This is a genomic window from Salinisphaera hydrothermalis C41B8 (assembly GCF_000732535.1).
GTDB classification, from domain to species: Bacteria; Pseudomonadota; Gammaproteobacteria; order Nevskiales; family Salinisphaeraceae; genus Salinisphaera; species Salinisphaera hydrothermalis.
In genome coordinates, this window is sequence record NZ_APNK01000009.1 from 28427 (window position 1) to 54353 (window position 25927).

At 64.1% G+C, this 25927-nt stretch carries 26 protein-coding genes; 9 read left to right on the forward strand and 17 right to left on the reverse strand.

What is annotated here, in order from left to right; all coding sequences use genetic code 11:
- Positions 1-90: 90 nt before the first annotated feature.
- Complete coding sequence (gene mtnC, locus C41B8_RS08020) at positions 91-804, reverse strand: acireductone synthase (RefSeq protein ID WP_051883273.1); 714 nt, start codon at positions 802-804, stop codon at positions 91-93.
- Positions 805-892: 88 nt separating this feature from the next.
- Positions 893-1507: a glutathione S-transferase family protein gene (locus tag C41B8_RS08025; RefSeq protein WP_037336596.1), complete on the reverse strand. Its 615-nt coding sequence runs from the start codon at positions 1505-1507 to the stop codon at positions 893-895.
- A gap of 111 nt (positions 1508-1618) precedes the next feature.
- Between C41B8_RS08025 and C41B8_RS08030 the strand changes: the two genes are divergently transcribed.
- Both C41B8_RS08030 and C41B8_RS08035 read left to right on the forward strand, forming a co-directional pair.
- On the forward strand, positions 1619-2452 hold the full coding sequence (locus tag C41B8_RS08030; RefSeq protein WP_037336438.1) for an SDR family oxidoreductase: 834 nt from the start codon (positions 1619-1621) through the stop codon (positions 2450-2452).
- Positions 2449-3507, forward strand: a complete 1059-nt coding sequence (locus C41B8_RS08035) for a saccharopine dehydrogenase family protein (RefSeq protein ID WP_037336440.1) — start codon at positions 2449-2451, stop codon at positions 3505-3507. Before C41B8_RS08030 ends, C41B8_RS08035 begins: the two co-directional genes overlap by 4 nt.
- Here C41B8_RS08035 and C41B8_RS08040 read toward each other — a convergent pair.
- Positions 3494-4297 carry a zinc-dependent peptidase gene (locus C41B8_RS08040; RefSeq protein ID WP_037336442.1) on the reverse strand — a complete coding sequence of 268 codons (804 nt, stop codon included), beginning with the start codon at positions 4295-4297 and terminating at the stop codon, positions 3494-3496. The two genes, C41B8_RS08035 and C41B8_RS08040, sit on opposite strands and share 14 nt — an antisense overlap.
- 33 nt (positions 4298-4330) lie before the next feature.
- Between C41B8_RS08040 and C41B8_RS08045 the strand changes: the two genes are divergently transcribed.
- Positions 4331-5020 (forward strand): hypothetical protein, encoded by a 690-nt coding sequence (locus C41B8_RS08045; RefSeq protein WP_156962476.1) that lies wholly within the window; start codon positions 4331-4333, stop codon positions 5018-5020.
- Between the two features lie 38 nt (positions 5021-5058).
- Here the strand turns inward: C41B8_RS08045 and C41B8_RS08050 are convergent, their stop codons facing one another.
- Both C41B8_RS08050 and C41B8_RS08055 read right to left on the reverse strand, forming a co-directional pair.
- On the reverse strand, positions 5059-5964 hold the full coding sequence (locus C41B8_RS08050) for a 5'-nucleotidase (protein ID WP_037336447.1): 906 nt from the start codon (positions 5962-5964) through the stop codon (positions 5059-5061).
- 91 nt (positions 5965-6055) lie between these two features.
- Positions 6056-6340, reverse strand: coding sequence for a ComEA family DNA-binding protein (locus C41B8_RS08055; RefSeq protein WP_037336449.1), 285 nt, complete (start codon positions 6338-6340; stop codon positions 6056-6058).
- A gap of 261 nt (positions 6341-6601) precedes the next feature.
- Here C41B8_RS08055 and C41B8_RS08060 point away from each other — a divergent pair, with 261 nt between their 5' ends.
- A complete protein-coding gene (locus C41B8_RS08060; protein WP_037336451.1) occupies positions 6602-7429 on the forward strand; it encodes an HAD-IIA family hydrolase in 828 nt (275 codons plus the stop codon).
- A gap of 46 nt (positions 7430-7475) precedes the next feature.
- Here the strand turns inward: C41B8_RS08060 and C41B8_RS08065 are convergent, their stop codons facing one another.
- The 5 genes from C41B8_RS08065 to C41B8_RS20440 all read right to left on the reverse strand — a co-directional run bounded on the left by C41B8_RS08065 (position 7476) and on the right by C41B8_RS20440 (position 13296).
- Complete coding sequence (locus C41B8_RS08065; protein WP_037336453.1) at positions 7476-8246, reverse strand: glucose 1-dehydrogenase; 771 nt, start codon at positions 8244-8246, stop codon at positions 7476-7478.
- A gap of 13 nt (positions 8247-8259) precedes the next feature.
- Positions 8260-9639, reverse strand: a complete 1380-nt coding sequence (locus C41B8_RS08070) for a GntP family permease (RefSeq protein WP_037336455.1) — start codon at positions 9637-9639, stop codon at positions 8260-8262.
- Positions 9640-9947: 308 nt separating this feature from the next.
- Complete coding sequence (locus C41B8_RS08075) at positions 9948-10559, reverse strand: DedA family protein (RefSeq protein WP_037336457.1); 612 nt, start codon at positions 10557-10559, stop codon at positions 9948-9950.
- Positions 10560-10758: 199 nt separating this feature from the next.
- Positions 10759-12849 carry a M13 family metallopeptidase gene (locus C41B8_RS08080; protein ID WP_037336459.1) on the reverse strand — a complete coding sequence of 697 codons (2091 nt, stop codon included), beginning with the start codon at positions 12847-12849 and terminating at the stop codon, positions 10759-10761.
- A 285-nt stretch (positions 12850-13134) separates the two neighbouring features.
- On the reverse strand, positions 13135-13296 hold the full coding sequence (locus C41B8_RS20440) for a hypothetical protein (protein WP_156962477.1): 162 nt from the start codon (positions 13294-13296) through the stop codon (positions 13135-13137).
- 599 nt (positions 13297-13895) lie between these two features.
- Between C41B8_RS20440 and C41B8_RS08085 the strand changes: the two genes are divergently transcribed.
- The gene (locus C41B8_RS08085) at positions 13896-14402 is read left to right on the forward strand and encodes a GNAT family N-acetyltransferase (protein WP_037336461.1); all 507 of its coding nucleotides are present in this window, start codon (positions 13896-13898) and stop codon (positions 14400-14402) included.
- Here the strand turns inward: C41B8_RS08085 and C41B8_RS08090 are convergent.
- Entirely contained in the window at positions 14389-14994 is a 606-nt protein-coding gene (locus C41B8_RS08090; protein ID WP_037336463.1) for a LysE family translocator, read from the reverse strand. The two genes, C41B8_RS08085 and C41B8_RS08090, sit on opposite strands and share 14 nt — an antisense overlap.
- 143 nt (positions 14995-15137) lie before the next feature.
- Between C41B8_RS08090 and C41B8_RS08095 the strand changes: the two genes are divergently transcribed.
- Positions 15138-16532, forward strand: coding sequence for an aminotransferase-like domain-containing protein (locus tag C41B8_RS08095; protein ID WP_037336465.1), 1395 nt, complete (start codon positions 15138-15140; stop codon positions 16530-16532).
- A 44-nt stretch (positions 16533-16576) separates the two neighbouring features.
- On the opposite strand, the gene C41B8_RS08100 is transcribed toward C41B8_RS08095, so the two are convergent.
- Positions 16577-17110 carry a cupin domain-containing protein gene (locus C41B8_RS08100; protein WP_051883274.1) on the reverse strand — a complete coding sequence of 178 codons (534 nt, stop codon included), beginning with the start codon at positions 17108-17110 and terminating at the stop codon, positions 16577-16579.
- 70 nt (positions 17111-17180) lie between these two features.
- Positions 17181-18434 (reverse strand): NAD-dependent epimerase/dehydratase family protein, encoded by a 1254-nt coding sequence (locus tag C41B8_RS08105; RefSeq protein WP_037336467.1) that lies wholly within the window; start codon positions 18432-18434, stop codon positions 17181-17183.
- Positions 18435-18535: 101 nt separating this feature from the next.
- On the opposite strand from C41B8_RS08105, the gene C41B8_RS08110 reads away from it, so the two are divergent.
- The 3 genes from C41B8_RS08110 (at position 18536) to C41B8_RS08120 (ending at position 21056) form a co-directional block, all read left to right on the forward strand.
- The gene (locus C41B8_RS08110) at positions 18536-19018 is read left to right on the forward strand and encodes a GtrA family protein (protein WP_037336468.1); all 483 of its coding nucleotides are present in this window, start codon (positions 18536-18538) and stop codon (positions 19016-19018) included.
- A gap of 68 nt (positions 19019-19086) precedes the next feature.
- Complete coding sequence (locus C41B8_RS08115; RefSeq protein WP_084188700.1) at positions 19087-19980, forward strand: UDP-2,3-diacylglucosamine diphosphatase; 894 nt, start codon at positions 19087-19089, stop codon at positions 19978-19980.
- Positions 19977-21056, forward strand: a complete 1080-nt coding sequence (locus tag C41B8_RS08120) for a glycosyltransferase family 4 protein (protein ID WP_051883275.1) — start codon at positions 19977-19979, stop codon at positions 21054-21056. The genes C41B8_RS08115 and C41B8_RS08120 overlap by 4 nt, the downstream gene beginning before the upstream one ends.
- Here the strand turns inward: C41B8_RS08120 and C41B8_RS08125 are convergent.
- The 4 genes from C41B8_RS08125 to pepF all read right to left on the reverse strand — a co-directional run bounded on the left by C41B8_RS08125 (position 21043) and on the right by pepF (position 25836).
- The gene (locus tag C41B8_RS08125; protein WP_037336470.1) at positions 21043-22110 is read right to left on the reverse strand and encodes a Gfo/Idh/MocA family oxidoreductase; all 1068 of its coding nucleotides are present in this window, start codon (positions 22108-22110) and stop codon (positions 21043-21045) included. The two genes, C41B8_RS08120 and C41B8_RS08125, sit on opposite strands and share 14 nt — an antisense overlap.
- Before the next feature lie 133 nt (positions 22111-22243).
- A complete protein-coding gene (locus C41B8_RS08130; protein ID WP_037336472.1) occupies positions 22244-22591 on the reverse strand; it encodes a hypothetical protein in 348 nt (115 codons plus the stop codon).
- Positions 22592-22649: 58 nt separating this feature from the next.
- Positions 22650-23597: a hypothetical protein gene (locus tag C41B8_RS08135; RefSeq protein WP_037336474.1), complete on the reverse strand. Its 948-nt coding sequence runs from the start codon at positions 23595-23597 to the stop codon at positions 22650-22652.
- 313 nt (positions 23598-23910) lie between these two features.
- Entirely contained in the window at positions 23911-25836 is a 1926-nt protein-coding gene (gene pepF / locus C41B8_RS08140; protein WP_051883276.1) for an oligoendopeptidase F, read from the reverse strand.
- Between the last annotated feature and the right edge of the window lie 91 nt (positions 25837-25927).

Sequence of the window (25927 nt, forward strand, 5' to 3'; positions counted from 1 at the left end):
CTGACGTGGCATGACCACGCGGCGTCGGCCGCGCCTAACCAGGCACACGCTCAGACCAGCGCAGACCCGCCATCCTATTGGAATAGGCTCTTACAGCAGCTCGATCTCGGAGAACGACGCCACGTTCTGATGCGCGTCCTGTGATGCGGCTTTCTCTTGCGTTTCCTCGTCACGGGCGATCCAGCAGGTCTGCAGCCCGGCCTGTTTGGCGGCATCGAGCTCGCCGCGCGTGTCCGAGATGAACAACAGCGAGCCCGGGTTCTCGCCCAGGGCCTGGGCGATCGCCGTATAGCTATCGGCGTTTTTCTTCGCACCGATACGGCGATCGAAAAAGCCGGAGAACAGCCCGGAGATATCGCCGAACTCGCTATAGGCCAGTAGCAGTCGCTGGGCTTCCGAGGGCGCGGCCGAGTAGGTGAACAGCGCGCGATGATCGTCGGTCCACGCTTGCAGTGCGGCCACGGCGTCGTCATAGACGTGGCCGGTCAGCTCGAAGGCTTGATAGGCATCCCGCCACAATAGATGACAGAGGGCGGCGACCGGACCCGAGTCGCGCTCGACGAGCCCGAATTCGGCCAGCTCGATCAGACGCGGAACATCGACCTCCGGTTCGCCGGCCGCCTGGGCCAGTGCCTCGAGCGCTTCGGCCACATCCGGGCGTTCAGCGTGACGCTCGATCCACGGCCCGAGATGGGATTCGGCGTAGGGGATGAGGACATCGCGGGTGAATCCGGCATCGCTGACGGTGCCCTCGATATCCACGATGATAGCCACGACTTCCGGGCTGAGTTCTTCCAGGCGCACGACCGGCTCCGGCGAAGGGACGAGGCCGGCATGCTATCCCGCATGGCCGGCCTCGCCAAGCGGCGCGCCCGATGCTGCCCCGCGTCGTTCAGGCGCGCGCGCTCGGGCGCGCCGAAACGCGTTCGTGCCAGGCGGCCAGATGCGCTCGTTCGCCAATCTGCAAATCCACCACACGGGCGAAATCGATGGCCGCCAGCGCCGTGATATCGGCCACCGTATAGTCCTCCCCTGCGATATAGGACGATTCGGCCAGATGTCGGTCGAGAAAATCGAACATCCGCGCCGCGGCCTGGGCGCGATCGGCCCCGTAGTCCGGGAATACCGCTTCACGATCGGCGAAATGGCCCGTGATATGCCGGAACGCCATCGCCACCGGGAACAGCAGATGCAACTCCATGCGCCGGTTCCACATCTCGATGCGGGCCTGCGACTCGGCGCTATCGCCCATCAACGGTGGCTCCGGATGGGTCACTTCGAAATAACGACAGATCGCCATCGACTCCGAAAGACACTGACCATCGTCGAATTCGAGCACCGGCACACCGCTCATCGGGTTCTTGGCCTTGAACGACGCCGATAAGTTATCCCCAGCCGCGAGGTCGAGTTGCTCGACTTCGAAATCGGCCAGGTCGATACCTTTTTCCGCGAGAAAGATACGCAGCCGGCGCGGGTTCGGCGCCCGACGCATTTCATAGATTTTCATGAGCGATTCCTTTGCTTTGCCAATGCATGACCCGCCGACCATGCGCCGCCGACAAGACATTGGCAATACGTTGGCGTATGCTCGCAATTGTGACAATAGGACGTGTCAGATATGAGTGCTCATCATAATCAATCCAAACGCATCGCCATTACCGGTGCCGGCAGCGGGTTGGGCCGTGCGCTGGCGCTGCGCTATGCCCGGGACGGCTGGCGGGTGGCCGTCACTGATATTCAGACCGGTCGGGCACGCCGCGTGGCCGGCGAGGTCAACGATGCCGGCGGCGAGGCCATGGCGCAGACGCTCGATACGCGGCGCCAGTCGGATTTTGACCAGCTCATCGAGCGGCTCGACAGCGAGTGGGGTGGCGTCGACGTATTCGTCAATAACGCCGGGGTGGCCTCATCCGGTACCGTGGCCGACACGCCGCAGGCCGACTGGGACTGGATCACCAATATCAACCTGATGGGCGTGGTGCGGGGCTGTCGGGCGGCGTTGCCGGCCATTCGCGCCTCGCGCGGCCATATCGTCAACACGGCGTCGTTCGCCGCGATCGCCAACGCGCCCGGCATGGCGTCGTACAACGTGACCAAGGCCGGGGTGCTGTCGTTGTCGGAAACACTGCGCGCCGAGGAGCGTCATCACGGCGTGAACGTCACCGTGGCCTGTCCGGCGTTCTTTTCCACCAATCTGATGGAATCGTTTCGCAGCACCACGCCGGGCCGCGAGGTGCTGGTGGAAAAGCTGATGGCGCGCTCGGGCGTCACCGCCGATGACGTGGCCGGGCAGATCTTCGACGCGGTGGCGGCCGGTCGCTTTCTGGTGCTTACGCATCGCGATACACGGTGGCAATATCGATTGAAGAGACTGCAGCCGGAGTTGTTCTTTCGCGCGGTGGAAAAGATCGCGCGTTCGATGCTCAAACCGCGCAGGGAGGAGCCCGCATGAGTCACGATCGTCTGCTCATCTACGGGGCCTATGGCTACACCGGTGAACTGATCGCTCGCCAAGCCGTGGCCGACGGGCGTTCGCCGGTGCTGTCCGGGCGCAATGCGGCGAAAGTCGCGGCCCTGGCACAAGAGCTCGGGCTCGACGCTCGCCCGTTCGATCTCGGCGGCGATACCATCGCCGGCCAGCTCGCCGATATCGATGTCGTGCTGCATTGCGCCGGGCCGTTCGTAGAGACGGCGCCGGCCATGGTCGAGGCCTGTATCGCCACTGGCACGCATTATCTCGATATCACCGGCGAGATCGATGTATTCGAACACGTCTTTGCGCGCGATGCCGATGCTCGCGAGACCAGTGCGGTGCTGTGCCCGGGCGCCGGGTTCGATGTCGTGCCCACCGATTGCCTCGCGGCGGCGCTGGCGGCGGCACTGCCGGATGCCACAACGCTCGCGCTGGGTTTCGATTCGCGCTCCGGGCTGTCGCCGGGCACGGCCAAGACATCGGTCGACGGATTGGCCGGCGGGGGGCGAGTGCGCCGCAACGGACGGATCGTCAAGGTGCCGCTGGCGGCCGATGTTCGCGAAATCGATTTCGGCAACGGCCTCAAGCCGGCCATGACCATCCCCTGGGGTGACGTGGCCACCGCGTATTATTCCACCCGTATCCCGAATGTCGCGGTGTATATGCCGATGTCATCGGCGCGTATTCGGCAGGTGAAGTGGTTGAACTGGGTGCGCCCGGTGTTCGCGCTGTCGCCGGTGAAGAATTTCCTGAAAGCTCGCGCGGGACAGGTACGGGGCCCGGATACCGCCACGCGGGCACGCCACGGCACCTACGTCTGGGGCGAAGTACGCAATGCCGCGGGCGACATCCGAGTCGGCCGGGTGCATGTGGCCAATGGCTATGACGTGACCATTCACGCCAGCCTGGCTTTGGCCCAGCGGTTGCTTACCGATGCGCCCGCGGGCGGCGCCTATACGCCGTCGAAACTCGCGGGTGCGGCGTTCGTCGAGACGCTGCCGGGCAGCGGCACGATCCAAATCACGGACGCATAGCCGGCGTCCGATGGCCGGCGGGGCGGCTGCGCGCGGTTTCGATATCGAAATAGGCGGCCAGGACGGCATAGAGCTCGGGATGGGCGGCCGCCAGCGCTTCGCCACGTTGGAAAAAGGCTTCCGCTGCCGCACCGAAGAATTCGTTCAGGCCGATGTCCGGGTCCACGGGCAGTAGATTGGATCGGCTTTCACGCACACGACGCCACTCCTGATCCAGTGCGTCGCCCCAGGTCTGGCCGCCGGCCACGGCCGTGGTGGGTACGGCGAAATCGTGCAGACGTACGATCTGTCGCACGATCGGGTTGTGCGGCCCGCCAGCGAGTGCCTCGGCGACCGCCGGCCATGCGATGTGCAGCCGAAGGTTCTGCCAGCTGTCGCCGGTGGCTATTTCGCCCAGATCCTCGAGCAGGCCGGCCACGGGTGGGCCGGACCATTCATCGTCCGCCATGGCATGCACCACGATTTCACTGGGCAGACGGGTCTGGCTGGGTTGGGCCCCAAGACAGAGCATGCCGACCTGGCCGGCGACGGCCAGCCGCTGGTCCTCGCTTAGCGCCCGACCGTTGTCGCCGAGCAAATCGATGTCGCGCAGCACACGCGCGGTTCGCGTCTGCAGGCGCTCGCGACGCCGGGCATCGAGTCGCTGGGTCCAGGGCATGAGCCGGCCCAGACGACGGCGCTGTGACGGCGACAGGGTCGGGCGCTGGCGCAGCCAGCCCGGGCCGATCACGAGCAGCGCCACGCCGAGCAATGCCCCCGCAGCCACCAGCAGGCTCGTGAACAGATTCATGGCGTCGCCTCCGAAAAATCGGCGATCATCATCATGCTGGACGGACGAGAATACGACCGATACACGAGGGCGGGGGTGTGGATGGCCTGGGGCACGATTTTACAAAACATCGTCGGTACCGTGATGTCGTTCGTCGTCTGGTCGGCGCTGGTCTACGGTTTCTTCGTGCTGCGCAACAAGAGCCTGGAATTCAAGCTCAAGCGGTTGATTCGGCCCGAACGCAGCGATCCCGACGAGAATCGCGTACATATCGTCTGCGCCAACGGCACCGATGTGCGCGTGACCGTTCGCGACGTTCGGCTGATCACCGCCAGCGATACCCATATCAGCCTGACCTATTTCGGCGACACGGGCGACGTGATCCGGCCGCGCCGCAATGACGACATCATCGCCCGACGCCGTAATTCGGTGGTCACGCGGCACGAGCGGGCCGGGCTGATCGAACGCAATTTCGTCGAGCTGCCGGCGCAGACCGCCGGACTGTGGGCGCTGACGGCCGAGCAAGTCGAGGATCCGAACTGGCGTTTCGCGCATCTCATTCTCGTTCTGGATTACCCGACTCTGTTGAATACGCGGCGCCTGATGGTGGTTGAAGCCAGGGAGGAGATCCTTGGGGCGCTCAACGACGACTTCCGGCGTTATATTCTTGCCACTCGGTTTCCCGGACAGCGACGGGCGCAGCCCGAACTCGCGAGTGAGAGCGACGACAGCGGTCGATACTAGCTGTCCAGTCCTGCGGTTTGCTGTCTCGGTGTGGACGCCTAACTCGACGCCGGCGTCTCGTTAGCGACGCCGTGCGGCACGTGGCCTGCAGCCATCAGGCTCGAAGCCGGGCCGATATGTGTTGCCTGGTCGTCGAAGAAGATATCGGCACCGAAAGCCTGCAGAAACTGGGCCTTGGCCATGCCGCCGAGGAAAAGCGCTTCGTCGATACGAATATGCCAGGCGCGCAGCGTGCGGATGACGCGTTCGTGGGCCGGTGCGCTGCGCGACGTCACCAGGGCGGTTCGAATCGGGCAATTGTCCGGGTCGAATTCGCTCTGGATATGGGTCAGGGCTTCGAGAAACGCCTTGAACGGGCCGCCTGGCAGCGGTTCTCCCGCAGCGGCCGATTCGGCTTCGGTGAAGGCAGCCAGCCCATGTTGCTTGAAGATGCGCTCGGCTTCGTCGGAAAACAGCACGGCATCGCCGTCGAACGCGATTTTGAGCACGCCTTGGCCGGCGGGCCGTGAATAGCCGGGCACGATGGTGGCCGCGGCACAACCCGCGGCCAGGGCGGCTCGAACGTCTTCCGGATCGGCCGAGAGAAACAGGTCGGCGCCGAACGCCGCAACATAGCGCCAGGGCGAATCGCCGCTGGTGAAGGCGGCTCGCGTGATGGGTAGATCGTGATGCGCGATTGAATTGAATACGCGCAATCCAGTGTCGGCGCTGTTGCGTGAAAGCAGGATCACCTCTACCCGCTCGCGCGCCTGATCATTGAGGGCGAGCAGCTTACGCACGAGGCCGAATGCGACCCCGGGTTCGAGCACATCGTCCTCATGCTCGATCTGATAGTTGCAATAGGCTTCGCGGCCTTCGGTTTCGAATACGGCATGACTGGCTTCCAGATCGAACAGCGCCCGCGAGGAGATGCCGATAACCAGCTTGCCGGAATGAGTGTTCATAGCGCCGAGTGTAGCGCCACGAATCGTCGCGGCGTAGCCCGGAACATTGCCGGGATCGACCGGGCTCGGGCCGGCCGATCCCGACCTGCCGTCAGCTGTCGCTGTCGCTCGTGCCGCTGTCGTCGCCGACCGTGGCTTCCGAACGCAGCCCGTCGACGGTCTTGTCGCCGATGCCGTCGACTCGCGTGAGCTGGTCGAGGCTGTCGTAGTCGCCATTGGTCTTGCGATCTTCGACGATCGCCTGCGCCTTGACGCTGCCGATGCCATCGAGCGTCTGGAGCTGATCGGCACTGGCGGTATTGATATTGACCGCTGCGAGCGCCGACGCCGCATAAAACACCGAACCGGCCACGATTGCCATCAGTAGTTTTTTCATCCTTAACCCCTTAGCGCTATGCAATGTAACGAAATTAAAACGTATTCAAACTGTTCGTAACTATGCAAGTGCCGGCCGCCAAAGGACTAACGTGACCGTGCATTAAGCACATGAATAGTCGTCAAATTTAGTTATTTGTTAAAACTTACTTACCACCGTGCTTGCGGCGATGCCCAGCGCGCATCGGCGAAGACGATGACGTGGCGAACAGACTCGGTATGATCGGGGGCATTGTCATCGAACCAACCCCCCGAGGCCTTTGTGGCAAAGCGCAAGATCGACTGCTGGCTGACCGACATGGACGGCGTGCTGGTGCACGAGAACAAGGCATTGCCGGGCGCGGCCGAGCTCATCGAGCAATGGCGCGACAGCGATACGCGTTTCCTGGTGCTAACCAATAACTCGATCTACACACCGCGCGACCTGTCCGCCCGGTTGTATCGCAGTGGCATCGAAGTACCGGAAGACAAGATCTGGACCTCGGCACTGGCCACGGCAGCGTTTCTGGCCGATCAGGCACCGGAGGGCTCGGCGTTCATTATCGGCGAAGCGGGGTTAACGACCGCCATGCACGAGGCCGGTTTCGTGATGACCGACGCCAACCCGGATTTCGTGGTGCTCGGCGAGACCCGGACCTATTCCTTCGAAGCGATCACCAAGGCGATCCGCCTCATCAACAACGGCGCCCGCTTCATCGCCACCAATCCGGATGTTACGGGCCCCAGCGCCGAAGGCGTACTGCCGGCCACGGGTGCGGTCGCCGCATTGATCACGGCTGCCACCAAGCGCGACCCCTACTACGTCGGCAAACCGAACCCCATGATGTTTCGCTCGGCCATGAACAAGCTCGGTGCCCACTCCGAGCGTACCGGCATGATCGGCGATCGCATGGATACCGACGTGGTGGCCGGCATCGAGGCCGGGCTGCATACGATCCTCGTCTTGTCGGGCATCGCCAGCCGCGAGGACGTCGATCGCTATCCGTTCCGGCCGGCGGCGATTCTCGATTCGGTGCAGGATTTACTCGAATCGGGCACGGGCGACGGCAGCGACGACAAGAGCCATAAGGGCCGAAAGAACAAGAGTTGATCCACGCTGCCGGTGATACCGCGGTGCAAGCACCGCCGGGCCGGCTTCACACCACCGAAGTCATCCCACCGTCCACAAAGATATTCTGGCCCGAAACGAAGTTCGAAGCGTCCGAGCACAGATAGATCAGCGTGCCGATCAGTTCATCGAGCTGGCCCCAGCGTGCGGCCGGCGTGCGTTTCTTGATCCAGGCATCGAAATCCGCGTCCTGCCAGAGGGCGGTGTTCATATCGGTCTGGAAATAGCCGGGCGAGATACAGTTGACCTGAATGTTGTAGCGCGCCAGATCGGCGGCCATGCCCTGGGTAAGCATGGCCACGCCGCCTTTGGAGGCGGAATAGGGTGCGATTGTTTCGCGGGCCAGTTTGGATTGGACCGAGCCCAGATTCACGATCTTGCCGGAGCCGCGTTCGCTCATCGGCCCGGCCAGGGCGTTGGCGACATAGAACGCGCTCGACAGGTTGGTCGCGACCACGGCGTCCCACTCAGCCGGCTGGAACTCGGCGAAGGGCGCGCGTTTCTGCAGCCCGGCGTTGTTGACCAGAATGTCCGGCAGGCCGTGGGCCGTGATCACCTCGGCGATTGCCTGCTTCACGGCGGCAGCATCCGTCACGTCGAAGGCAACATACGCCACCTCGGCGCCGGTCTCGCCGGCAAGCCGCTCGGCGGCCCCGGCCAGCTTGTCCGGATCGCGCCCGTGCAGGATCACCTGCGCGCCGCGCTCGGCCAGGCCGCGGGCCAGCTCGGCGCCGAGCCCGCGCGACGAACCGGTAATCAGCGCCAGCTTGCCGGCGACATCGAACAGTGCATCGCTCATGAGATTGCGTCCTCTAAAAGATGGCGAAGATGGCATAGGCGATGACGAAGGCGACGATCGACTCGAGCGCCTGCTGCACCGTCCAGGTCTTGAGTGTCGTGGCCACGTCCATGCCCATCAAGCGGCCGACCAGCCAGAAGCCGGAATCGTTGACGTGGCTGGCGAACACCGAGCCGGCCGCGGTCGCGAACACGATCGCCACCACCTGCATGGCCGAATAATCGCCCTGGGCCACGGCCGGTGCCATCAGCCCGGCGGCGGTGACCAGCGCGACCGTGGCCGAGCCCTGGGCGAGCCGAATCATCACGGCGACGACATAGGTCGCCACGATTACCGGCAGGCCCAGATTGTTGAGTGAACCGGCCAGCGCGTCGCCGATACCCGAGGCCTGCAGCACGCCGCCGAACATGCCGCCGGCACCGGTGATCAGCACCACCGAGCAGATTGCCGGCAAGGCCGAATCCAGAATCTTTTCCAGGGCGCTGCCGTGCTCGCCCCGGCGCCAGCCCAGCACGTAGGACGCGACCAGTACCGAAATCAACAGCGCCACCGGCGTCTGGCCGATCAGGCGCAGCACATGGAACCACTCGGCCTGGTCGTCGACCCACCCGAGCGTGGCCGCGAAGTGCAGGCCGGTATTGGCGAAGATCAGCACCAGCGGAATCAGCAACAGGCCGATAACCGTGGATACGCGTGGCGGGTTGTCGATGGTGTCGTGGTCGGTCGCACCGAACAGATGCTCGGCCACCGCGAACGGATACCGGCGACCCGCAATTTTGCCCCAGAGATAGCCCGAGATGTACCACATGGGAAATGCCACGACGATGCCTGTGGCCAGCACAAGACCTGGATTGGCGCCGTAGGCGGCGATTGCGGTCACCGGTCCGGGATGGGGCGGTACGAACACGTGCATCACCGAAAATGCGCCGGCCGCCGGAAGGCCGTAAAGCAGCAGCGGGCCGTCCAGCCGGCGGGCAACGGCGAAGATGATTGGCAGCATCACCACCAGCCCGGCGTCGAAGAAGATGGGAAACGCCATGAACAGCGAGGCCAGCCCGAGCGCGAACGGGGCGCGCTTCTCGCCGAACACCTCGACCATCCGGTCGGCCAGCACCTTGGCGCCGCCGGAATGTTCCACCAGTCGCCCGAGCATGGCGCCGAAACCGACCAACAGGGCGACCGAGGCCAGCGTATCGCCGAAACCGTTCAACATGGTCGGCAGGATCTGCTTCGGCGGAATCAGCGTGGCAAAACCGGTCGCCAGGCTGACCACGGTCAGCGCCAGAAACGCGTGGACCTTGAATCGGATGATGAGAATGAGCAGCAGCGCGATCGCGCCCGCAGCAATGCCCAGCAGCGGGCCGGTCGACAGGCTCTGGTGCCAGTGATCCATGCGAGGTCTCCTCTGCGCGGTCTGAATGGAAGCGGCAAGAGGCGGCACACCCTACAGTGGAATCGGTCCCACTCCTGTTAGTTTTTCGTATTAGAGACAGGCCTCAGAATAAGCTTCGAAATCCTTGTTAGGGGCTGTTGCCGTTTCGTGCGCCCCGAAGGGCGGGTCTGAGCGCGCACCCGGCGGTGTTGCGGCCTCCTGACGTGGAATGACCACGCGGCGTCGGCCGCGCCTAGCCGGGCACACGCTCAGACCACGCCATCCTATTGGGATAGGCTCTTAAAGTGGATTCTTAACGGCTGCTGTTATCAATCGTTCGAGCTCTGGGGGCGGCCCCGGTAGAACAGGCGCCAGACGATATACGTCACCACGACCAGTACGGCGACGCCGGCGGCGCTGTACATGCCGATCGGGCCGAATTTCTCGAGTGCCTGCTCGAAATGTTTGCCGAACCAGTAGGTGCCGAAGCCCCAGGCGCCGACCCAGAGCGCGGCCCCGATGGCGTTGTAGAACACGAAGCGTGGTGCCGCCATGCAGCCGATGCCGGCGACAATGCCGTTGAGCTGGCGCAGGCCGACGAAGAAGCGGGCGATGATGACGATGGCCCCGCCGCGGCGCTGGAAAAACCGCTCGATACGCGCCAGGCGGGCATCCGTGATGCCCACTCGCGTGCCGTGGTGTATGACCAATCGCCGTCCGCCGAAGCGGCCGATGGCATAGCCGATGTTGTCGCCGATGACCGCGCCCAGCCAGGCCGCCGGCAACAGCAGTTCGATCGGCAGCTTACCCTGCGAGGCGAGCAGGGCGGCCGAAATCAGGGCCGTCTCACCTGGCACGGGAATGCCGAAGTCCTCGAGCAGCACGAGCAGAAAGATGGCCCAGGGGCCATAGTCCGAGATGATCTGGCTGATATCGGGCATGCCTGGAAACTAACGTAAGACGCGGGCGTCGTCATGGCAGGAATACGAGCGCGTCGGGAAGCCAACGGCTGGGGCGGCAGTGTATCCGACCCGGAGTTACGGGATGATACGCCAGCGCGCACGCAATGCCGCCGGAGGCGCTTGCGCGTCGCCGCCCGGGCCGCGGAACCGAAGCCCCGCGGCCTGTTCGGTCGCGCGATTACCAGATTTCGACGCGCTTGTTCTTCGGCCGGACCATCGCGTCGCCCGGTTTGCAGTCAAACGCTTTGGCGAACGCCGGCATGTTAGACGGCGCGCCGATAGCGCGGAACGACATGGGTGAATGCGGGTCGGAATTCAGCTGAACCTCGAGCGCTTTTTCCCGGCTGTGCCCGCGCCAGACCCGCGCCCACGACATGAAGAAACGCTGATCTTCGGTGTAACCGTCGATCTTCATGTGCGCTTCTTTCGGGTTGTGGGCCAGTGCGGTCTGCAGTGCGTCGTAGGCCAGCGTCAGCCCGTCCAGATCGGCGATGTTTTCGCCCAGCGTCAGCTTGCCATTGACGTGCAGCTGCGGTTTGCCGGGGATGGGCGTGTACTGGTTGAACTGGTCGACCAGCTTCTGGGTCCGGGCGTCGAAGGCCTTGCGATCGGCGGCCGTCCACCAGTTGACCTGATTGCCGTCGCCGTCGAACTGGCTGCCCTGGTCGTCGTAGCCGTGCGACGACTCGTGCCCGATCACCGCGCCGATGCCGCCATAGTTCACCGCGTCGTCGCCGTGGGCATAGAAGAACGGCGGCTGCAGGATAGCGGCCGGGAAGTTGATGGTGTTGTCGGTCGGGTTGTAATAGGCGTTGACCGTCTGCGGCGTCATCCCCCAGCGCTGGCGATCGCGCGGCTGGCCGACATAGGCCATCTCGTAGGCGTGATTGAACTCCGCGGCGCGTTCCATGTTGCCGTAGAAATCATCGGCCGAGATGTTCAGGCCTTTCCAGGATCGCCAGTGCTCGGGGTAGCCGATCTTGGGCAGGAACTTCGACCACTTGTCGAGCGCCTTGTCCTTGGTCTTCTCGCTCATCCAGTCGTTGTTCTGAATGCGAGTCTTCAGCGCCGCGCGAATGTTGGCCACCATCTGCTGGGCGCGGGCCTTGGCTTCCGGCGGAAAGTAGTCGGCGACATAGAGCTGGCCCAGTGCCTGGCCCATGGCGGAATTAACCGCATCCAGCGCCTGTTTCCAGCGCGGCTTCTGTTTGGGCTGGCCGTTGAGCGTGGTGCCATAGAACGCGAAATGCGCCTCGTTGAACGGCGTGGACAACAGCGGGGCCGCATCGTCGATGGTGTGGAAGCGAAGATAGGCACGCCACTGGTCGAGCGGCGCGTTGCCCAACAGTTTGTTGAATTCGGCGAAGAACTTGGGCTCGGATAGCGAGAAGCCCTTCTTGATATCGGCGCCCTGGGCGACGAAGAAGGCTTTCCAGTCGAAGTTCGGTGTCGCCTTGTTGGCCTCGTCCAGGCTTACGAAGTGGTACTGGTTCTTTGGATCGCGCATGGCCACGCGGGACAGCGAATGCTTGGCCAGCTCGGTTTCGAAGGCCATGGCTTGCTTGGCGTCGGCCGCGGCTTTTGCGTCGGATTCGCCGGTCAGCTTGAACAGCGTGGTCATATAGTCGACATAGGCGGCCCGTTGCTTGGCGTAATCCTTGTCGGTGTAGTACTTGGGCGTTGGCAGGCCCAGCCCGCCCTGGTAGGCGTAAGCGATGACACGCGTGGCGTTCTTGTAGTCGGGGCTGGCGTCCAGCGCAAAAACCTGACCCTGGCCGGCAGCGAATGCCTGGGTGAGGTAATGGCTTAGCTCGCGCCGGTTGTCGATGGCAGCGATCTGTTTCAGTCGCGGCTCGATCGGCTGGTAACCGGCCTCGTCGATGGCCTCGACATCCATGCCCGACTGGTAGAGATGACCGATCTTCGCCTTGATCGAACCGGCATCGGCTTTGTCGGCCTCGGCCGCGGCTTTCTTTACGATCGTGTGCTGATCCTCGAGGCTCTTCTCGGCCAGCATGTTGAACGAGCCCCAACGCGTGTGATCGTCCGGGATCGGATTGGCAGCCACCCATTTCGTGTTCACGAAGGTATTGAGGTTGTGGCAGGCGCTGACTTGCGTGTCGAGATTGCTCGTATCGAAGATTTGTTTCGCGGCCAATAACTGCATGTCGGCAGCCTGAGAATCGGAATCGGCGGCGAAGGCGCCGGGCGAACTTATGGCGAGGCCGAGCGCGATCGCTATGGGCGTTAAGGCCTGTCGTCGGGTCATGATCGTCCTTGGTCGTTTGATGCCGATAGCCATCCCGGCCGGTGCCGATGGGTACGGCGCGACGTATGGCGTCTGAGCGCCAAGCACCGAGCGTGCCAACTCGAGCGGAGCCGGGTGGATGCCGCTCGTAGTCCGGAAGCTTTTATATTGACACGATTTCAGATGGCCACGGACCGACGTTTTCCGACGGCGCGACCGCGTCTACCGGGTTATGGCCCGCGCACCGCAGACAAAAAAATACCCGGCGCGGGGCCGGGTATTTTGATATTCGTGTCGCCGGGCCGATCAGCGGATCGGTTTAACGTCCGTCGTCTGGGCTGCAGTCGGGACCGAGTGGTTGCTCGGGGCTTGCGACAGTTCGGCGGCGACGATCGGCATCATCATCGAAGCGGCGACCAGGCCGGTGACAACAAGGCTGTTCACGATGTTCAGCTTGAACGTATCCATCATCAATGCTCCTCAAAAACCAGAAAATATTCGGTGGCTCGCTGCTTGAACGACGCCACGCCAATTCCCGGCATCCGCATTGACGTGAACCGCTTCCCTCGGTGTCACGCTGCCGATGCCGGTCAACGAATAGAAATAAGCAAGTATTGCCTCTTTGGGACAAGCCCGATTCGACGAGAACGACGAGTTCTGCCCGTAGGCGGCGAAAAACGCCCTGAACTCTCGTTATCTGTCGTCGACGCGGGCGATTCTACGCCTAAAGTCGAATTTGACAACCCTTGTTCGCAAAAAAAATCTGTATTGATCAGGGGTGTTTTAGTGGCATTTTAAATCAATGACTTAAAAATTTTTGAGAGCGGCGCGCAAGTCATTTTCTGCCCGCGATCGCGCCTCATGCCGTCCATTGCGTCACCCGGCGGTGAAATACCTCGTTCGGCAGCCATAGCGGTGCCTCGTGGCCACGATCGTGTGAATGAACGATTCATGAATCGAAGTAGCGCCATCGAGCCCGCATTAACGACAGTAAACCCCGGCGATCGGGCATGCCGCTGCCCGATTCGTTGTAATCTTGGCGCGTTCGTTCATGGGAGTTGCAGGTCATGCATTCGATACGTATCGCCGAGGCGACCGACTGGCGGGCTATCTGGTCGATTCTGTCGCCGGTATTTGCTGCCGGCGAGACCTATGCCTATTCGCGCGATATCGATGAAGCCAGCGCGCGGGCGGCCTGGATGGACAAGCCTTCGGCGACTTTCGTCGGCGTGGACGCACGGGGCGAGATCGTGGCGACCTACTACATCGTGGCCAATCAGCCCGGTCAGGGCGCCCATGTGGCCAACTGCGGCTACGTCGTCTCGGAAGCCGCTCGCGGGCAGGGCTGGGCAAGTGCCATGTGCGAACACTCCCAACACGAAGCACGGGCCCGGGGCTTCCGGGCCATGCAGTACAACTTCGTCGCCGAGACCAATGAAGGCGCTGTCCGCCTGTGGCAGAAGCACGGTTTCGAGATTGTCGGGCGCCTGCCCGGTGCGTTCTGTCATCCTCGGCTCGGCGACATCGATGCGTTGGTTATGTACAAGTCGCTGGCATCGCTCAATCAACAATGATGAAACCGACGCAGGCGGCCGTCAGTGCGCCCATCACGATATTGAACACCCGCCAGGCACGATTCGTGCGGAGCATGCGGCCGATCACGCTGCCGAAGGTGGCCCAGAACGACAGGCAGGGAAAGCCGACGATAAGCATGATCGCGGTCAGCACGACCGCGTTCGCGAACATCGGCCCCTGGGCCGGCAGAAATGACGCGGTCAGCGTCAGCCCCATCACCCACACTTTCGGGTTGGCGAACTGGAACGCGGCGGCGGCCGTGAACGACAGCGGCCGGGCATCACCGGCGACGTCGAGCCGGGGCGGTGGGGCACTGGCAATACGCCAGGCCAGATAAAGCAGATAGGCAGCGCCCAACCCGCGCAATGTGTACTGCACGAGCGCGTATTGCTGGAAAATCGCGCCGAGCCCGAGGGCCACGCCGAGATACAGCACGGCGCTGCCGCCCAGAATGCCCGCGATATGCACGAGCGTGCCACGATAACCGTAGCGCGCGCCCGAGGCCGTAAGCATGACGTTGTTCGGGCCCGGGGTGCCGACCGTGGCCAGGGCGAACAGTGCGACCGGAATCATGGCAGTCGGGCCGATCATGGTGCGCGCCTCGGCTCGAGCGGGTTTCGGATCGAATATTTCATGATAATGTATGGGTTCAATTTTCGGATAAATTCGCAGTTTTGTGCTGCAATTTTAAGATTAGACGGTATTTTTAGAGCGTCAATGAATTTATTGTCACCATGACAATTTGGGTGCCGGAACTGGCGGGCATCGGGCCGCGTTATCGCGAGTTGGCAAACGCCATCGCTCAGGCTGTGCGGCAGGGCGAGCTCGCGCCGGGAGCGAAGCTGCCCACCCAGCGGCGGCTTGCCGAAGCCCTGGGCGTGACGGTGGGCACCGTCACGCGGGCTTACAGCGAAGCCGAACGCGGCGGCTGGGTGAGTGCGCGCGTCGGCAGTGGTACTTATGTACGCGGCGTCGACGAGGGGCCGGCCTTCTCGCATGTGAGTGCGGCGCGCGACGACAACGGCTGGGTGGATCTGTCGCTAGCGCTGCCGCCGGCCGACGTCGAACGCGATGCGGCGTTGTCGAGGGCGCTGTCGGCGGTACAGGCCGATCCGGTGGCCATGGCCGAGGCGCTCGACTATCAACCCGAAAGCGGCCTCGACTGGCACCGCGAGATCTATGCCGAATGGATGGGGCGGCTCGGCTTGCCGATGGCGGCCGATGAACTGGTCATCGACCAGGGCGGCATGAACGGCATCTTCATTGCACTATCGACACTCGCGCGGCCCGGCGGGCGTATTGCGGCCGAACGCCTATGCTATCCGGGCGTGATCAGCGTGGCGGGCCAGCTGGGCCTGCGTATGGTCGCTCTCGATCACGATGACGACGGGCTGGTCGTGGAGACGCTGGCGGCGCGCCACGACCAACAGCCGTTCGATGTGCTTTACGTGATGCCCGAGCATCAGAATCCGACCACGGCCCGGCTGGCCGAGGATCGACGGACCGCGCTTGTGGATTTCGCCCGCGAGCGCGATGTCTGGCTGGTGGAGGACGGCGTGCAGCATCTGCCGGTCGAGCAACGCGGAACGCCGCTCCATCAGCTGGCGCCGGAGCGCACGATCTTCCTGTTCTCGGTATCCAAGATTCTATCCGGCGGGCTGCGCTCCGGCGTCATGCGCGTACCGTCGGCCATGCGCGAACGCGTGGCGACCGTCGTTCGCAACGTCAGCTGGATGCCGCCGCCGTTGATCGCCTCCATCGTCGGCCGATGGATCACCTCCGGCGATGCCGATCGCCAGCTGGCCCGCCAGTTCGCCGAACTGGAAGCACGACGGAATATGGTGCAAGAGACGCTCGCCGAGTTCTCGCCGCGCACGCGGCCCGGCGGTTTCTATGCCTGGTTGTCCCTGCCGCCGGGCCAGCGCGCCTCGCAGGTGGTGGCACGGCTGGCCGAGTCACGTATTCGCGTGAATTCGGCTGAGGCCTTCTGTGTTGGCAGCGAAGCCGCCCCGCAGGCGATACGGCTGTGTTTTTCCGCCGCCCGGGACCGCGCGACGCTGGCGCATGCGCTCATGCAGGTGCGCGACGTGCTGGCCGTGCCGGCGCCGAGCCCTTGGCAGACCATCTGATGCCGGGCCTGGGAGAAAGCCAGGCCCGGCGCGTGTGTTGAAACTCAGCGCCAGAGCCGCACCAACGCGCCGTCGGCGCCGGTGATTGGGTCCTGCGGCGGGATCGGGACTGCCGCGATACGCTCGCGGGCGCGTTCCGGGGAGGTTTCGCCGGGGCGACACAGATCCCAGTCGCCGTGGCCGTCTGGATAGGCAGCGGTCAGGGCGAAATCCTCGCTGGCCTCGACGCGGCAGTGGCCGGTGCCCGCGGGCAGGATGACGACGCCGCCCGCGCCCAGCCGGATCGGCTGGCCCGACTCGCCGCCCAGCACCAGTTCGGCCTCGCCGGCATAGATCGCGAGCGCTTCATGCGCGTTGGAATGAAAATGGTGATACGCAAACACGCCGCCGCGCCACTGCGGTGGCCAGCGGTTCGCGGCAAAGCACGCTTCAAAATCGGCCGCGGCGGCCTCGCCGGTTTCGTTCGTCAGTCCGCGATAGAGCAGCACCGGATGCCGGCTGTTGGGCGTGCGGCCGTCGTCGTCGAATATATGCGTTTCCGGCTCGACCGACGGGCCGGTTTCGAGGCGCGAGGTCATGGCTTACTCGTTGCAATGACGAATCATGTCGACAGCGTAGGGCCTGGCCCGGGGCGACGCGAATCCGGATCTATACCGGGATGGTGACGCGCGACGGCGTGGCGGCGCCTGTCTCCACGTCGGGGACCTGGCGATCGGCCCGCCAGGCGGAACGACAGACGATGCGCCGGGTATCGGCCCGATGCGCATAGCGCGCGGCGATATCGGTGACTTCGGTGAACAGGCCGGTATCCAGCGTGGTCGGACGCAGCCCGAGCTGAATGAGCGTGTCGTTGGCGACATGCAGATCGTTTTCGACCGCTTCGACGCGCGGGTTCGGCTGGTAGTCGAGGGTCGCGCCGGTGAGCGCGGCCACGCGGTCGGCCAGGTCGCGCACGCGATGGGTTTCAGTCATCTGGTTGAGGATCCGTACGCGCTCGCCGGCGGCCGGCGGGTTGCCGATCGCCAGTTCGATACAGCGCACCGTATCCTGGATATGGATGAAAGCGCGGGTCTGGCCGCCGGTGCCGTGCACGGTCAGCGGATGGCCGACCGCGGCCTGCATCAGGAAGCGATTGAGCACGGTGCCGTAGTCGCCGTCGTAGTCGAAACGGTTGATCAGCCGTTCATCCCGTGCGGTCTGTTCGGTCTGGGTACCCCAGACGATGCCCTGGTGCAGATCGGTCACGCGCACGCCATCGTTGCGATTGTAGAAGGCAAACGTCAGCTGGTCCTGGGTCTTGGTCAGGTGATAGATGCTGCCGGGGTGGGCTGGGTAGAGGATTTCGTCGGTGGTCATGCCGCCGGCCTCGGTCTCGACGTGGACCTTCAGATAGCCCTCGGGAATCTTCATCCCGGCGCTGCCGTAGCCGTAGACGCCCATGGTGCCGAGATGCACGACGTGGGCATCCAGCCCGGACTCGACCAGCGCGGCAAGCAGGGTATTGGTGGCGCCCACGTTGTTGTCGACCGTATAGCGCTTGTGCGCCGGGGATTTCATCGAGTAGGGCGCGGCACGCTGCTCGGCGAAGTGCACGATCGCGTCGGGCATGAATTCGCACAGCAGATTCACCAATCGCTGGTAGTTGCGGGCCACGTCGAAGCGATGAAAGCCGATGTCGCGACCGCTGATCTCGCGCCAGGCCGCGAGGCGTTCGCTCATTGGCCGGATCGGCGTGAGCGATTCGACTTCGAGTTCCACGTCGATCATGCGCCGCGAGAGGTTGTCGACGATGATCACCTCATGGCCGGCATCGGACAGATGCAGGGCGGTCGGCCAGCCACAGAAGCCGTCGCCGCCGAGGATGAGGATGCGCTGGTTGGGTTGTTGCGATGCGATCGACATGGTCGTGCTCCGTTGGATCGACTGATCCGAGGCTGGCGCGTTCGCATGACCGGAGCATGACAGTCATCGATTTGTCGTGCGGGGCTGCTAAGTCTGGGGGGATGATCGATCGGGATGTGTTCTCCATGGGCGAGGTGCGGCGCGCGCGCCGTCGGTTTCGGCCGGTCGCGCCGGCCGCGCTGCGGCGCTGGCTGGCCTTCGGCACGGCCGGGCTGATCGCGTTTGGTGTCGATATGGGCGCGCTCGGCGCCCTGGTGCACGGGCTCGGCATCGCGCCGGTGAAGGCCCGGCTGATCTCGATACCGCTGGCAGCCAGTACCGCCTGGCTCATCAACCGGCGCTTCACGTTCGCCAGCGGCGACGACCGTGCGCGCTGGCATCAATGGCTGCGTTATCTGGCCGTGAACACGATCAACATCACGGTCAACTTCGGCTGTTATTTGGCGCTGGTGTCGGCCACCGCGGTGGGCGCGGCGCATCCCTTGATCAGCGTAGTCCCGGGTGCACTGCTGGGGCTCGCGATCAACTACCGGCTGGCCGGCCGCTGGGTGTTTCGTGACCCGAATCTGTCATCGGGACGTTAAATAAACGCCATATAGGCGTCACATCCGGTGTCGACAATGCGCTGCAGGTTCTGCGTGGAGGCACCGCCATGGCGCTCGATGACGTGCTCGACTCCAGCCCGGTCGGTTCCGACGACCGGTTTTCTTCAAGCTACAAGCCCGCCGCTTCCAAATCGCCGCCCACGCCGCGGGGCTTCCATCGATATCGCAGCGTCTGGATTTCGGATTTTCATCTGGGCACGCGCGGCTGCCGCGCCGAGCGGCTGCTCGATTTTCTGGCCACCGTGCGCTGCGACACGCTGTATCTCGTGGGTGACATCATCGATGCCTGGGCACTCAAGAATGCCTGGTACTGGCCGGCCAGCCACGGCGCGGTGATTCAGGCGGTGCTGGCTCTGCATCGTGATCATGGCACGCGCATCGTTTATGTGCCCGGCAACCACGACGAGATGCTGCGCGATTTCCTGCCACTGGATCTGGCCGGCATCGAATTCTGCGACGAGTGCGTGCACGAGACCGCCGACGGCCGGCGCTATCTGGTCATGCACGGCGATGCCTTCGACGCGGTCTGTACCGAGGCTCGCTGGCTGGCGGTGCTGGGCGACTATGCCTATCGCGGCGTGATCGTCGGCAACAGCTGGTTCAATACGGTGCGGCGGCGTCTGGGCTACCCGTACTGGTCGCTCTCGGCGTTTCTGAAATATCAGGTCAAGAATGCCGTGGCCTATATCGGACGCTTCGAGGAGGCGTTGGCCGACGAAGCCAAACGACGCGGGCTCGACGGCATCATCTGTGGTCATATCCATACCCCGTCGCGGCGCGATGTCGACGGCATTGACTACTGCAACGACGGCGACTGGGTGGAATCCTGTACTGCGCTGACCGAGGACTTCGCCGGGCGCATGTCGCTGCTGTACTGGGGCCGCGGCACCGACGACGAGATCCCGGCCGAGCGCGAGAGCCGCCGGGCGGCATCGGTATGAGGGTCGCACTGGTCACCGATGCCTGGCATCCACAAATCAACGGCGTGGTCCGCACCCTGTCGACGGTGGTCGACGAGTTGACGCAGCTCGGCCACGACGTGGTCACGATCACGCCCGATCGGTTCCGTAGCCTGCCGTGTCCCGGCGAGCCGGAGATCCGCCTGGCACTGGCCACACCGGGTCAGGTCGGGCGCCGGCTGGCCGATGCCCGGCCCGAGGCTATTCATATCGCCACCGAAGGCCCGCTCGGCCAAGCCGCGCGTCGCTATTGTCGTTCCCGCGGCCTGGCGTTCACCAGTTCTTATCACACGCATTTTCCACAGTATCTGGAAATGCGCATGGGCGTGCCGCGCCGGCTCACCTTCGCGGTCATGCGTCGTTTTCATGCCGCGGCGGCGCGAGTGCTGGTGACCACCGATACGCTGGCCGACGAACTGGCTGCCCACGGCATCACCCATACCGTGCTCTGGCCGCGCGGGGTGGATGCGCGGGCGTTCGCGCCGCGCACGGATGCGGTCGCGATCGACGGCCCGCGTCCGGTCATGGTCTACGTCGGGCGTGTGGCGGTGGAAAAGAATATCGGCGCGTTTCTCGATCTGGACGTGCCCGGCACCAAGGTCGTCGTGGGCGACGGCCCGCAACTGGCCGAGCTCAAGCAGCGCTATCCGGACGTGGTGTTCGCCGGCTGGCAGAGCGGCGACGATCTGGCCCGCTGGTATGCGGCCGGCGATGTATTCGTGTTCGCCAGCCGTACCGATACCTATGGCCTGGTGTTGCTCGAAGCGCTGGCGAGCGGGTTGCCGGTGGCCGCCTATCCGGTGCCCGGGCCGGCGGACGTACTCGGCCATGCGCCGCATGTAGCGTGTCTGAACGACGATCTGGCCACGGCGGTGCACGGCGCGCTCGAGCTGTCGCCCGCCGATGCACGGGCGTTCGCCCTGGATTATTCGTGGACGGCCTGCGCCACGCGCTTCGTGGAGCAGGTCGAAGTGCTCGACCCCGCGGTCTGGGACGGGGCGCATGCCTCGCTGGCCGCGCGGCTGAGCGCCCCGGTCACCCGTTTCATCGGCCGCTGAGGCCGACCACGCGGCGCTCGGCCGAGGCGTGCCGGGCGGCTTCAATCACGCGCAGGTTGGCGACCGCATCGGCCGGGTCCACCGGCAACGGCGCGTCGCCGCGCAGCGCGGCCGCGAATTCGCGATAAAAAGCCGGGTAGCTGCCGGCCATGCTCGGCACCATCTCGACGGCCTCGCCGGCGCCGAGCCGGCCCCAGGCGTCCTCGGCTTCGGCGCCCCAGTCCGCGCCCGTGGGTACCGCACCCTCGCGCAGGCGATCCTCCTGCGGATCGAGCCCGAATTTCACGAAGCCGGCGCGATCGCCCAGCACGCGGAAACGCGGGCCGAGATCCGGTGCCACGCTGCTCATCCACAGATGGGAACGTACGCCCGAAACATGCGTGAGCGCGACGAAGGAATCGTCGTCGACACCCGAGTCGGCATAGCCGGGGTCCAGCTCGGCGTAGACCTCGCGTGCCGGGCCGAACAAGGTGAGCGCCTGGTCGATGAGATGGCTGCCCAGATCGAACAAGATGCCGCCGGCCGCGTCGGGTGCGGCGTTGCGTTTCCAGCCCGGCTTGGGCTCGGGCCGCCAGCGCTCGAAGCGGGATTCGAAGCGTCGGACACGGCCGAGCCGGTCCGCGTCGATCAGCGAGCGCAGGGTCAGGAAATCCGCGTCCCAGCGGCGATTCTGGAACACGGTGAGTGCGACCCCGCGATCGCGGGCGGCCGCGATCAGGGCATCCGCGTCATGGGCCGAGGCGGCCAGCGGTTTGTCCACAACCACGGCGAGCCCGGCCTCGATCGCCGCGCGAGCGTGCTCGGCATGCAGGCCGTTGGGGCTGGCCACGACCACCGCATCGAACTCGTCGGCCCGCGCGAGCAGCGTCGCTACATCGCCGACGACCGTGACGTCGGGATAGCGCTGGCCGATCTCGGCGGCGCGTTCGGCATTGGCGGTCACGATCCCGGCCAGCTCGAGATCCGGCGTGGCATGGATAAGCGGCGCATGGAATACGCGGCCGGCGGTACCGTAGCCGATGACGGCAATGCGTGGAGCGGCAGCTTCGGACATGGGCGATCTGATTGATTTGCATGGCGGCCCCGAATGCTGACGCAAAGCCAGGGATTCTGCCAATCGCGGACGCCGCGCAAAAAAAACCGGCCGTCGAGCGACGGCCGGTTCGTTGACGAGGCGGCGCGATCGATCAGTCCTTGATCACATCGCCGCTGAAGTACAGGCCCATCTGCAGGTTATAGCGGGTGTTCCAGCTGCCGTCGTTCGGTCCGTCGAAGGTCATCCCGGCGTTCTTGCCGCTCAGAATGTCGGCCCACACCTGCAGCACGCCGAACGAAAAGTTCACGCCGGCGGCGTTGAACTGGATATCGCCGGTCGGGTTGGCCGGGTTGCCGGGCAACGCGCTGTTGAACTGACCGTTACCGCCGGTCATCAAATAGGCATAGTTGTCATACAGCTGGATCGAATCCAGGGCGCCCCAGTCGACCGGGAAGGTGCGCGCGATGTTGGCCGCAAAGATCTGGCCAGAGGCCGGCATCTGATAACCGAAGCCATAGTTCTCGACGGTGATCGAGTCGGTCGGCAGCGCGTTGCCGTTAAAGGACTGGCCGTCGGGGATGTTGTAGCGATAGTCGACGTACTGGCCTTGCAGCGTCCACGGCCCGAGTGCGGCATCGACGGCTGCGGTGGCCGCCCAGCGCGTGCCGAGTTTGCCGCTCGGCCCCGCCGACCTCGAGCTCGCCGCCGCGAACCGCGCTCGACACCTGCACGCTATGATCCGTGCCCTGGTTGAAGGTATAGGCGACGCGCACGTTGCCGCCGTTGATTTGCTGGTAGCCGTCGAACGGGTTGGAGCCGTACAGGCTGCGTTGCCCCAGATCGTCGTTCTTGAAGGCGTCGACGTCCAGGCGCCACGGGCCGTTTTGGTATTTATAGCCGAGGCCGGCGGCCTGGTTGTCGGTGAAGCCGGCGAAGTAGGTCAGGTTGCCCCAGAACGACTGGTAGCCGAACTTGAGGTTGCCGAACGGCACGTAGAACATGCCGGCCTTGAGCTGGTTATGCGCGTTGAAATCGTAGGCCGCCCAGCCATAGCGCAGATAGCTGTCGTCGGCGAATGCCTTGGGCGACCAGCGATATTCGGCGCCATACGACAGTTTGCCGTGGCTACCGTGGACGTTGAAGGCCGTGATGCCAACCAGGGCGTCACCGCTTTTACTGTGGTTCTTGATGTCCGGCTTGAGCTTGTAACCGGCGGTCACGGCGCCGCCCAGGGTCAGCGTGGTCTTCGGCTTCTGGGTCTCGGCTGTTTGCCCGGCGCTGGCCTGATCGCTGGTCGAGGCATTGTCGGTCGACGGTTCGGCCGGCGTCTGCTGATTCTTTTTCAGCGTGGCCAGCTGTGCTTTCAAAGCATTCAGCTTTTGCTGCATGGCCTGCAACCGCTGTGCTTTGGCGGCGTCGCCGGTCTGGGCCAGCGCCTGGCCGGAACAAAGTACGCCGGCGCCGATCAGCGCAACGGCAAGACGTCGATTGGATACACGATCCACAAGTCCCCCTTGATTTTTTAAAGATGTCCCTTGGGATCTGTTGTCGTTCGAAACGAGAGCCCCCGTGCTATCCGAGGCTTGTCGGAAGACAGCGCTGGGCGCGGACTCGCATGCAACAACGACAGACCCGATGACCGCTCGACTTAGTTGTGAAGGAGCGGGCAAACAAAGCGTTGGGCATGCGACCGACAGCCCTCCGGTCCGTCGCAGCATGCGCTTCGTGATCACAACCCTAGCATGGGCGGCGCCGCCCCGCTGACGTGCTCGGTCCGCTGGCGGCACGACGACCGGGCAGACGCGTCTCGCAGCCGGGTCAGCCCGCGTCCTTCTCGTGGTTGTCGGTTTGCTTGTCGAGGATGGCATTGGCCTGGTCCATCAGGCCGTTCATGTAGGCCATGAGTGCCTGATAGGGCGCCGCTGTCGCCAGATCCACACCGGCATTCTTGAGAATCGTGTAGCCGCTGTCGGCACCGCCCTCGGACAACGCGTGCAGATACGCCTTGCGCACTTTCGCGTCGCCCTGTTCGATATGGCTGGCGAAATAATGCGCCGCGGTGATCGAGGTGGCGTACTGATAAACATAGAAGTCGTAATAAAAGTGGGGGATATAGGCCCACTCGATGTCGTCGGCCGGGTCGATCTGGGTGATGCCGTCCTGGGTGCCGTAGTACTTGTCGAGAATATCGCCGTACATCCGGGTCAAGCGGGCGCCGGACAGCGGCTCGCCCTTCTGTACGGCCTGATGAATGGCGAGCTCGAATTCGGCGAACTGGGCCTGGCGAAAGAAGGTCCCGCGCAGCTGCTCGAGCGCCTGACCGATATAGAACAGCTTGGCCTCGTCGGTCTTCGCATGCTCGATCATGTAATGAACGAGCAGCTGTTCGTTGGTGGTCGAGGCAACCTCGGCGGTGAAGATCGGATAGTCCGCGGTGGCGAACGGCTGGCGCTCGTCGGCCAGCATGGTATGGACGCCGTGGCCCCATTCATGCGCGTAGGTCGACACGCTCTCGTAGTCGTCGTTGAAGTTCATCAACACATAGGGATGCACGTCGTAGGCGGCGCCGTTCATGTAGGCGCCGGAGCTCTTGCCGGGGCTCGGGTAGACACTGGTCCAGGGCGAGTTGGTGGCCTTGTCGAGCAGTTGTTCGTAGTGTGCGCCGAGCGGCCGGGTGGCGCGGCGCACCAGCGAGCGGGCCTCGTCGATGGTGAAGGCGCGGTCGGACTTCACCAGCGGCGGGTAGATGTCGTAGTAATGCAGTTGCTTCACGCCAAGCATGCGGGCCCGCAGCTTGAGATAGCGATGCAGCGTGTCGAGGTTGTCGTTCACCGAGGCCACCAGCTGGTGATAAACGCTGGTGGGAATATCGTTGGCGGCCGTGGCCGCCGCCAGGGCGCTGTCGTAGTGATGCAGGCGGGCGTCGATCACGTGCTGGAGCACGGTCTGGTCGAGCAGCGAGCCGAACGTGCTTTCGTACTGGTTATATTTCGACCAGAACGCCTTGAACACCCGTTTACGGACCTCGCGATTCGGGTTGCTGCGCCATTTGGTGTAGCCGGCCTGATCGATCGTGCGTTCCTTGCCGTCGATCTTGATCTTCGGCCATTGAATATCGGCGTTCGATAACAATGAAAAGGTGTCGTTCTGACCGTTGACCGGACTCAGTGCGGCCAGTGCGGATTCGGTCTGGCGCGACAGGGTGTGCGGCGCCGCCTTCATAATCTGCATGAGCATGTACTGATAGTCGGCGAGCACTGTCTCGTGGCTCCAGGACTTGAGCTTGTCCTGATCCATCGCCACCAGTTCGGGCCGGACGTAGCCGGTCGCCTCGCCGAACTGTGCCGCCAGGCGGTCGGCCTTGTTGCGGCGCTCTTGCGCGTGACTGTCGCGCAGGTCCTGATCGGCGGCCAGCCCAGCATAGACCGACAGACGGGCGACCGACTTCTGTACGTCCGAGATCGTGTTCAACGCCTTGGCCAGAGCGTCGGCGCTGTCGGTCAGATGGCCAGAGAAGCGCGACAGCGTGTCGATGCGCTGTTGGGTCTGGTCGTACGCGCTCTGCCAGGCCGCGGGCGAGGCATACAGATCGTCCAGATCCCAAGTGGTGGGCGTCTGGCTGGCGGGGTGGTCAGTGTGGGTGGTTGGGCTCGATCCCGAGCCGGTATCGGCAGCGAGAGCCGGCACGAGGCCGGCGGCGAGCAGCGCGGTTGCGACCGCGGCACGAATAGCGATGCGAGACATCGTGGCCCCCGAGGATCGATAAGAAGAGCAGATCACATACGGTCGGTTCGCAAGCAAGAAGCAAGCCGGATAAACATGACCCAGGCTCGCG

What these genes read in the sequence shown, in the direction of transcription:
- C41B8_RS08075 (WP_037336457.1), bottom strand. Translation starts at nt 10,559, where the DNA reads ATGCCCGATATCAGCCAGATCATCTCGGACTATGGCCCCTGGGCCATC.
- C41B8_RS08100 (WP_051883274.1), bottom strand. Translation starts at nt 17,110, where the DNA reads ATGACCTCGCGCCTCGAAACCGGCCCGTCGGTCGAGCCGGAAACGCAT.
- C41B8_RS08130 (WP_037336472.1), bottom strand. Translation starts at nt 22,591, where the DNA reads ATGCCGGCCTCTGGCCAGATCTTTGCGGCCAACATCGCGCGCACCTTC.
- C41B8_RS08090 (WP_037336463.1), bottom strand. Translation starts at nt 14,994, where the DNA reads ATGATCGGCCCGACTGCCATGATTCCGGTCGCACTGTTCGCCCTGGCC.
- C41B8_RS08035 (WP_037336440.1), top strand. Translation starts at nt 2,449, where the DNA reads ATGAGTCACGATCGTCTGCTCATCTACGGGGCCTATGGCTACACCGGT.
- C41B8_RS08115 (WP_084188700.1), top strand. Translation starts at nt 19,087, where the DNA reads ATGGCGCTCGATGACGTGCTCGACTCCAGCCCGGTCGGTTCCGACGAC.
- C41B8_RS08125 (WP_037336470.1), bottom strand. Translation starts at nt 22,110, where the DNA reads ATGTCCGAAGCTGCCGCTCCACGCATTGCCGTCATCGGCTACGGTACC.
- C41B8_RS08045 (WP_156962476.1), top strand. Translation starts at nt 4,331, where the DNA reads ATGCTGGACGGACGAGAATACGACCGATACACGAGGGCGGGGGTGTGG.
- C41B8_RS08105 (WP_037336467.1), bottom strand. Translation starts at nt 18,434, where the DNA reads ATGTCGATCGCATCGCAACAACCCAACCAGCGCATCCTCATCCTCGGC.
- C41B8_RS08120 (WP_051883275.1), top strand. Translation starts at nt 19,977, where the DNA reads ATGAGGGTCGCACTGGTCACCGATGCCTGGCATCCACAAATCAACGGC.
- C41B8_RS08085 (WP_037336461.1), top strand. Translation starts at nt 13,896, where the DNA reads ATGCATTCGATACGTATCGCCGAGGCGACCGACTGGCGGGCTATCTGG.
- C41B8_RS08025 (WP_037336596.1), bottom strand. Translation starts at nt 1,507, where the DNA reads ATGAAAATCTATGAAATGCGTCGGGCGCCGAACCCGCGCCGGCTGCGT.
- C41B8_RS08110 (WP_037336468.1), top strand. Translation starts at nt 18,536, where the DNA reads ATGATCGATCGGGATGTGTTCTCCATGGGCGAGGTGCGGCGCGCGCGC.
- C41B8_RS08055 (WP_037336449.1), bottom strand. Translation starts at nt 6,340, where the DNA reads ATGAAAAAACTACTGATGGCAATCGTGGCCGGTTCGGTGTTTTATGCG.
- C41B8_RS08095 (WP_037336465.1), top strand. Translation starts at nt 15,138, where the DNA reads ATGACAATTTGGGTGCCGGAACTGGCGGGCATCGGGCCGCGTTATCGC.
- pepF (WP_051883276.1), bottom strand. Translation starts at nt 25,836, where the DNA reads ATGTCTCGCATCGCTATTCGTGCCGCGGTCGCAACCGCGCTGCTCGCC.
- C41B8_RS08065 (WP_037336453.1), bottom strand. Translation starts at nt 8,246, where the DNA reads ATGAGCGATGCACTGTTCGATGTCGCCGGCAAGCTGGCGCTGATTACC.
- C41B8_RS08070 (WP_037336455.1), bottom strand. Translation starts at nt 9,639, where the DNA reads ATGGATCACTGGCACCAGAGCCTGTCGACCGGCCCGCTGCTGGGCATT.
- C41B8_RS08040 (WP_037336442.1), bottom strand. Translation starts at nt 4,297, where the DNA reads ATGAATCTGTTCACGAGCCTGCTGGTGGCTGCGGGGGCATTGCTCGGC.
- C41B8_RS20440 (WP_156962477.1), bottom strand. Translation starts at nt 13,296, where the DNA reads ATGGATACGTTCAAGCTGAACATCGTGAACAGCCTTGTTGTCACCGGC.
- C41B8_RS08080 (WP_037336459.1), bottom strand. Translation starts at nt 12,849, where the DNA reads ATGACCCGACGACAGGCCTTAACGCCCATAGCGATCGCGCTCGGCCTC.
- C41B8_RS08050 (WP_037336447.1), bottom strand. Translation starts at nt 5,964, where the DNA reads ATGAACACTCATTCCGGCAAGCTGGTTATCGGCATCTCCTCGCGGGCG.
- C41B8_RS08030 (WP_037336438.1), top strand. Translation starts at nt 1,619, where the DNA reads ATGAGTGCTCATCATAATCAATCCAAACGCATCGCCATTACCGGTGCC.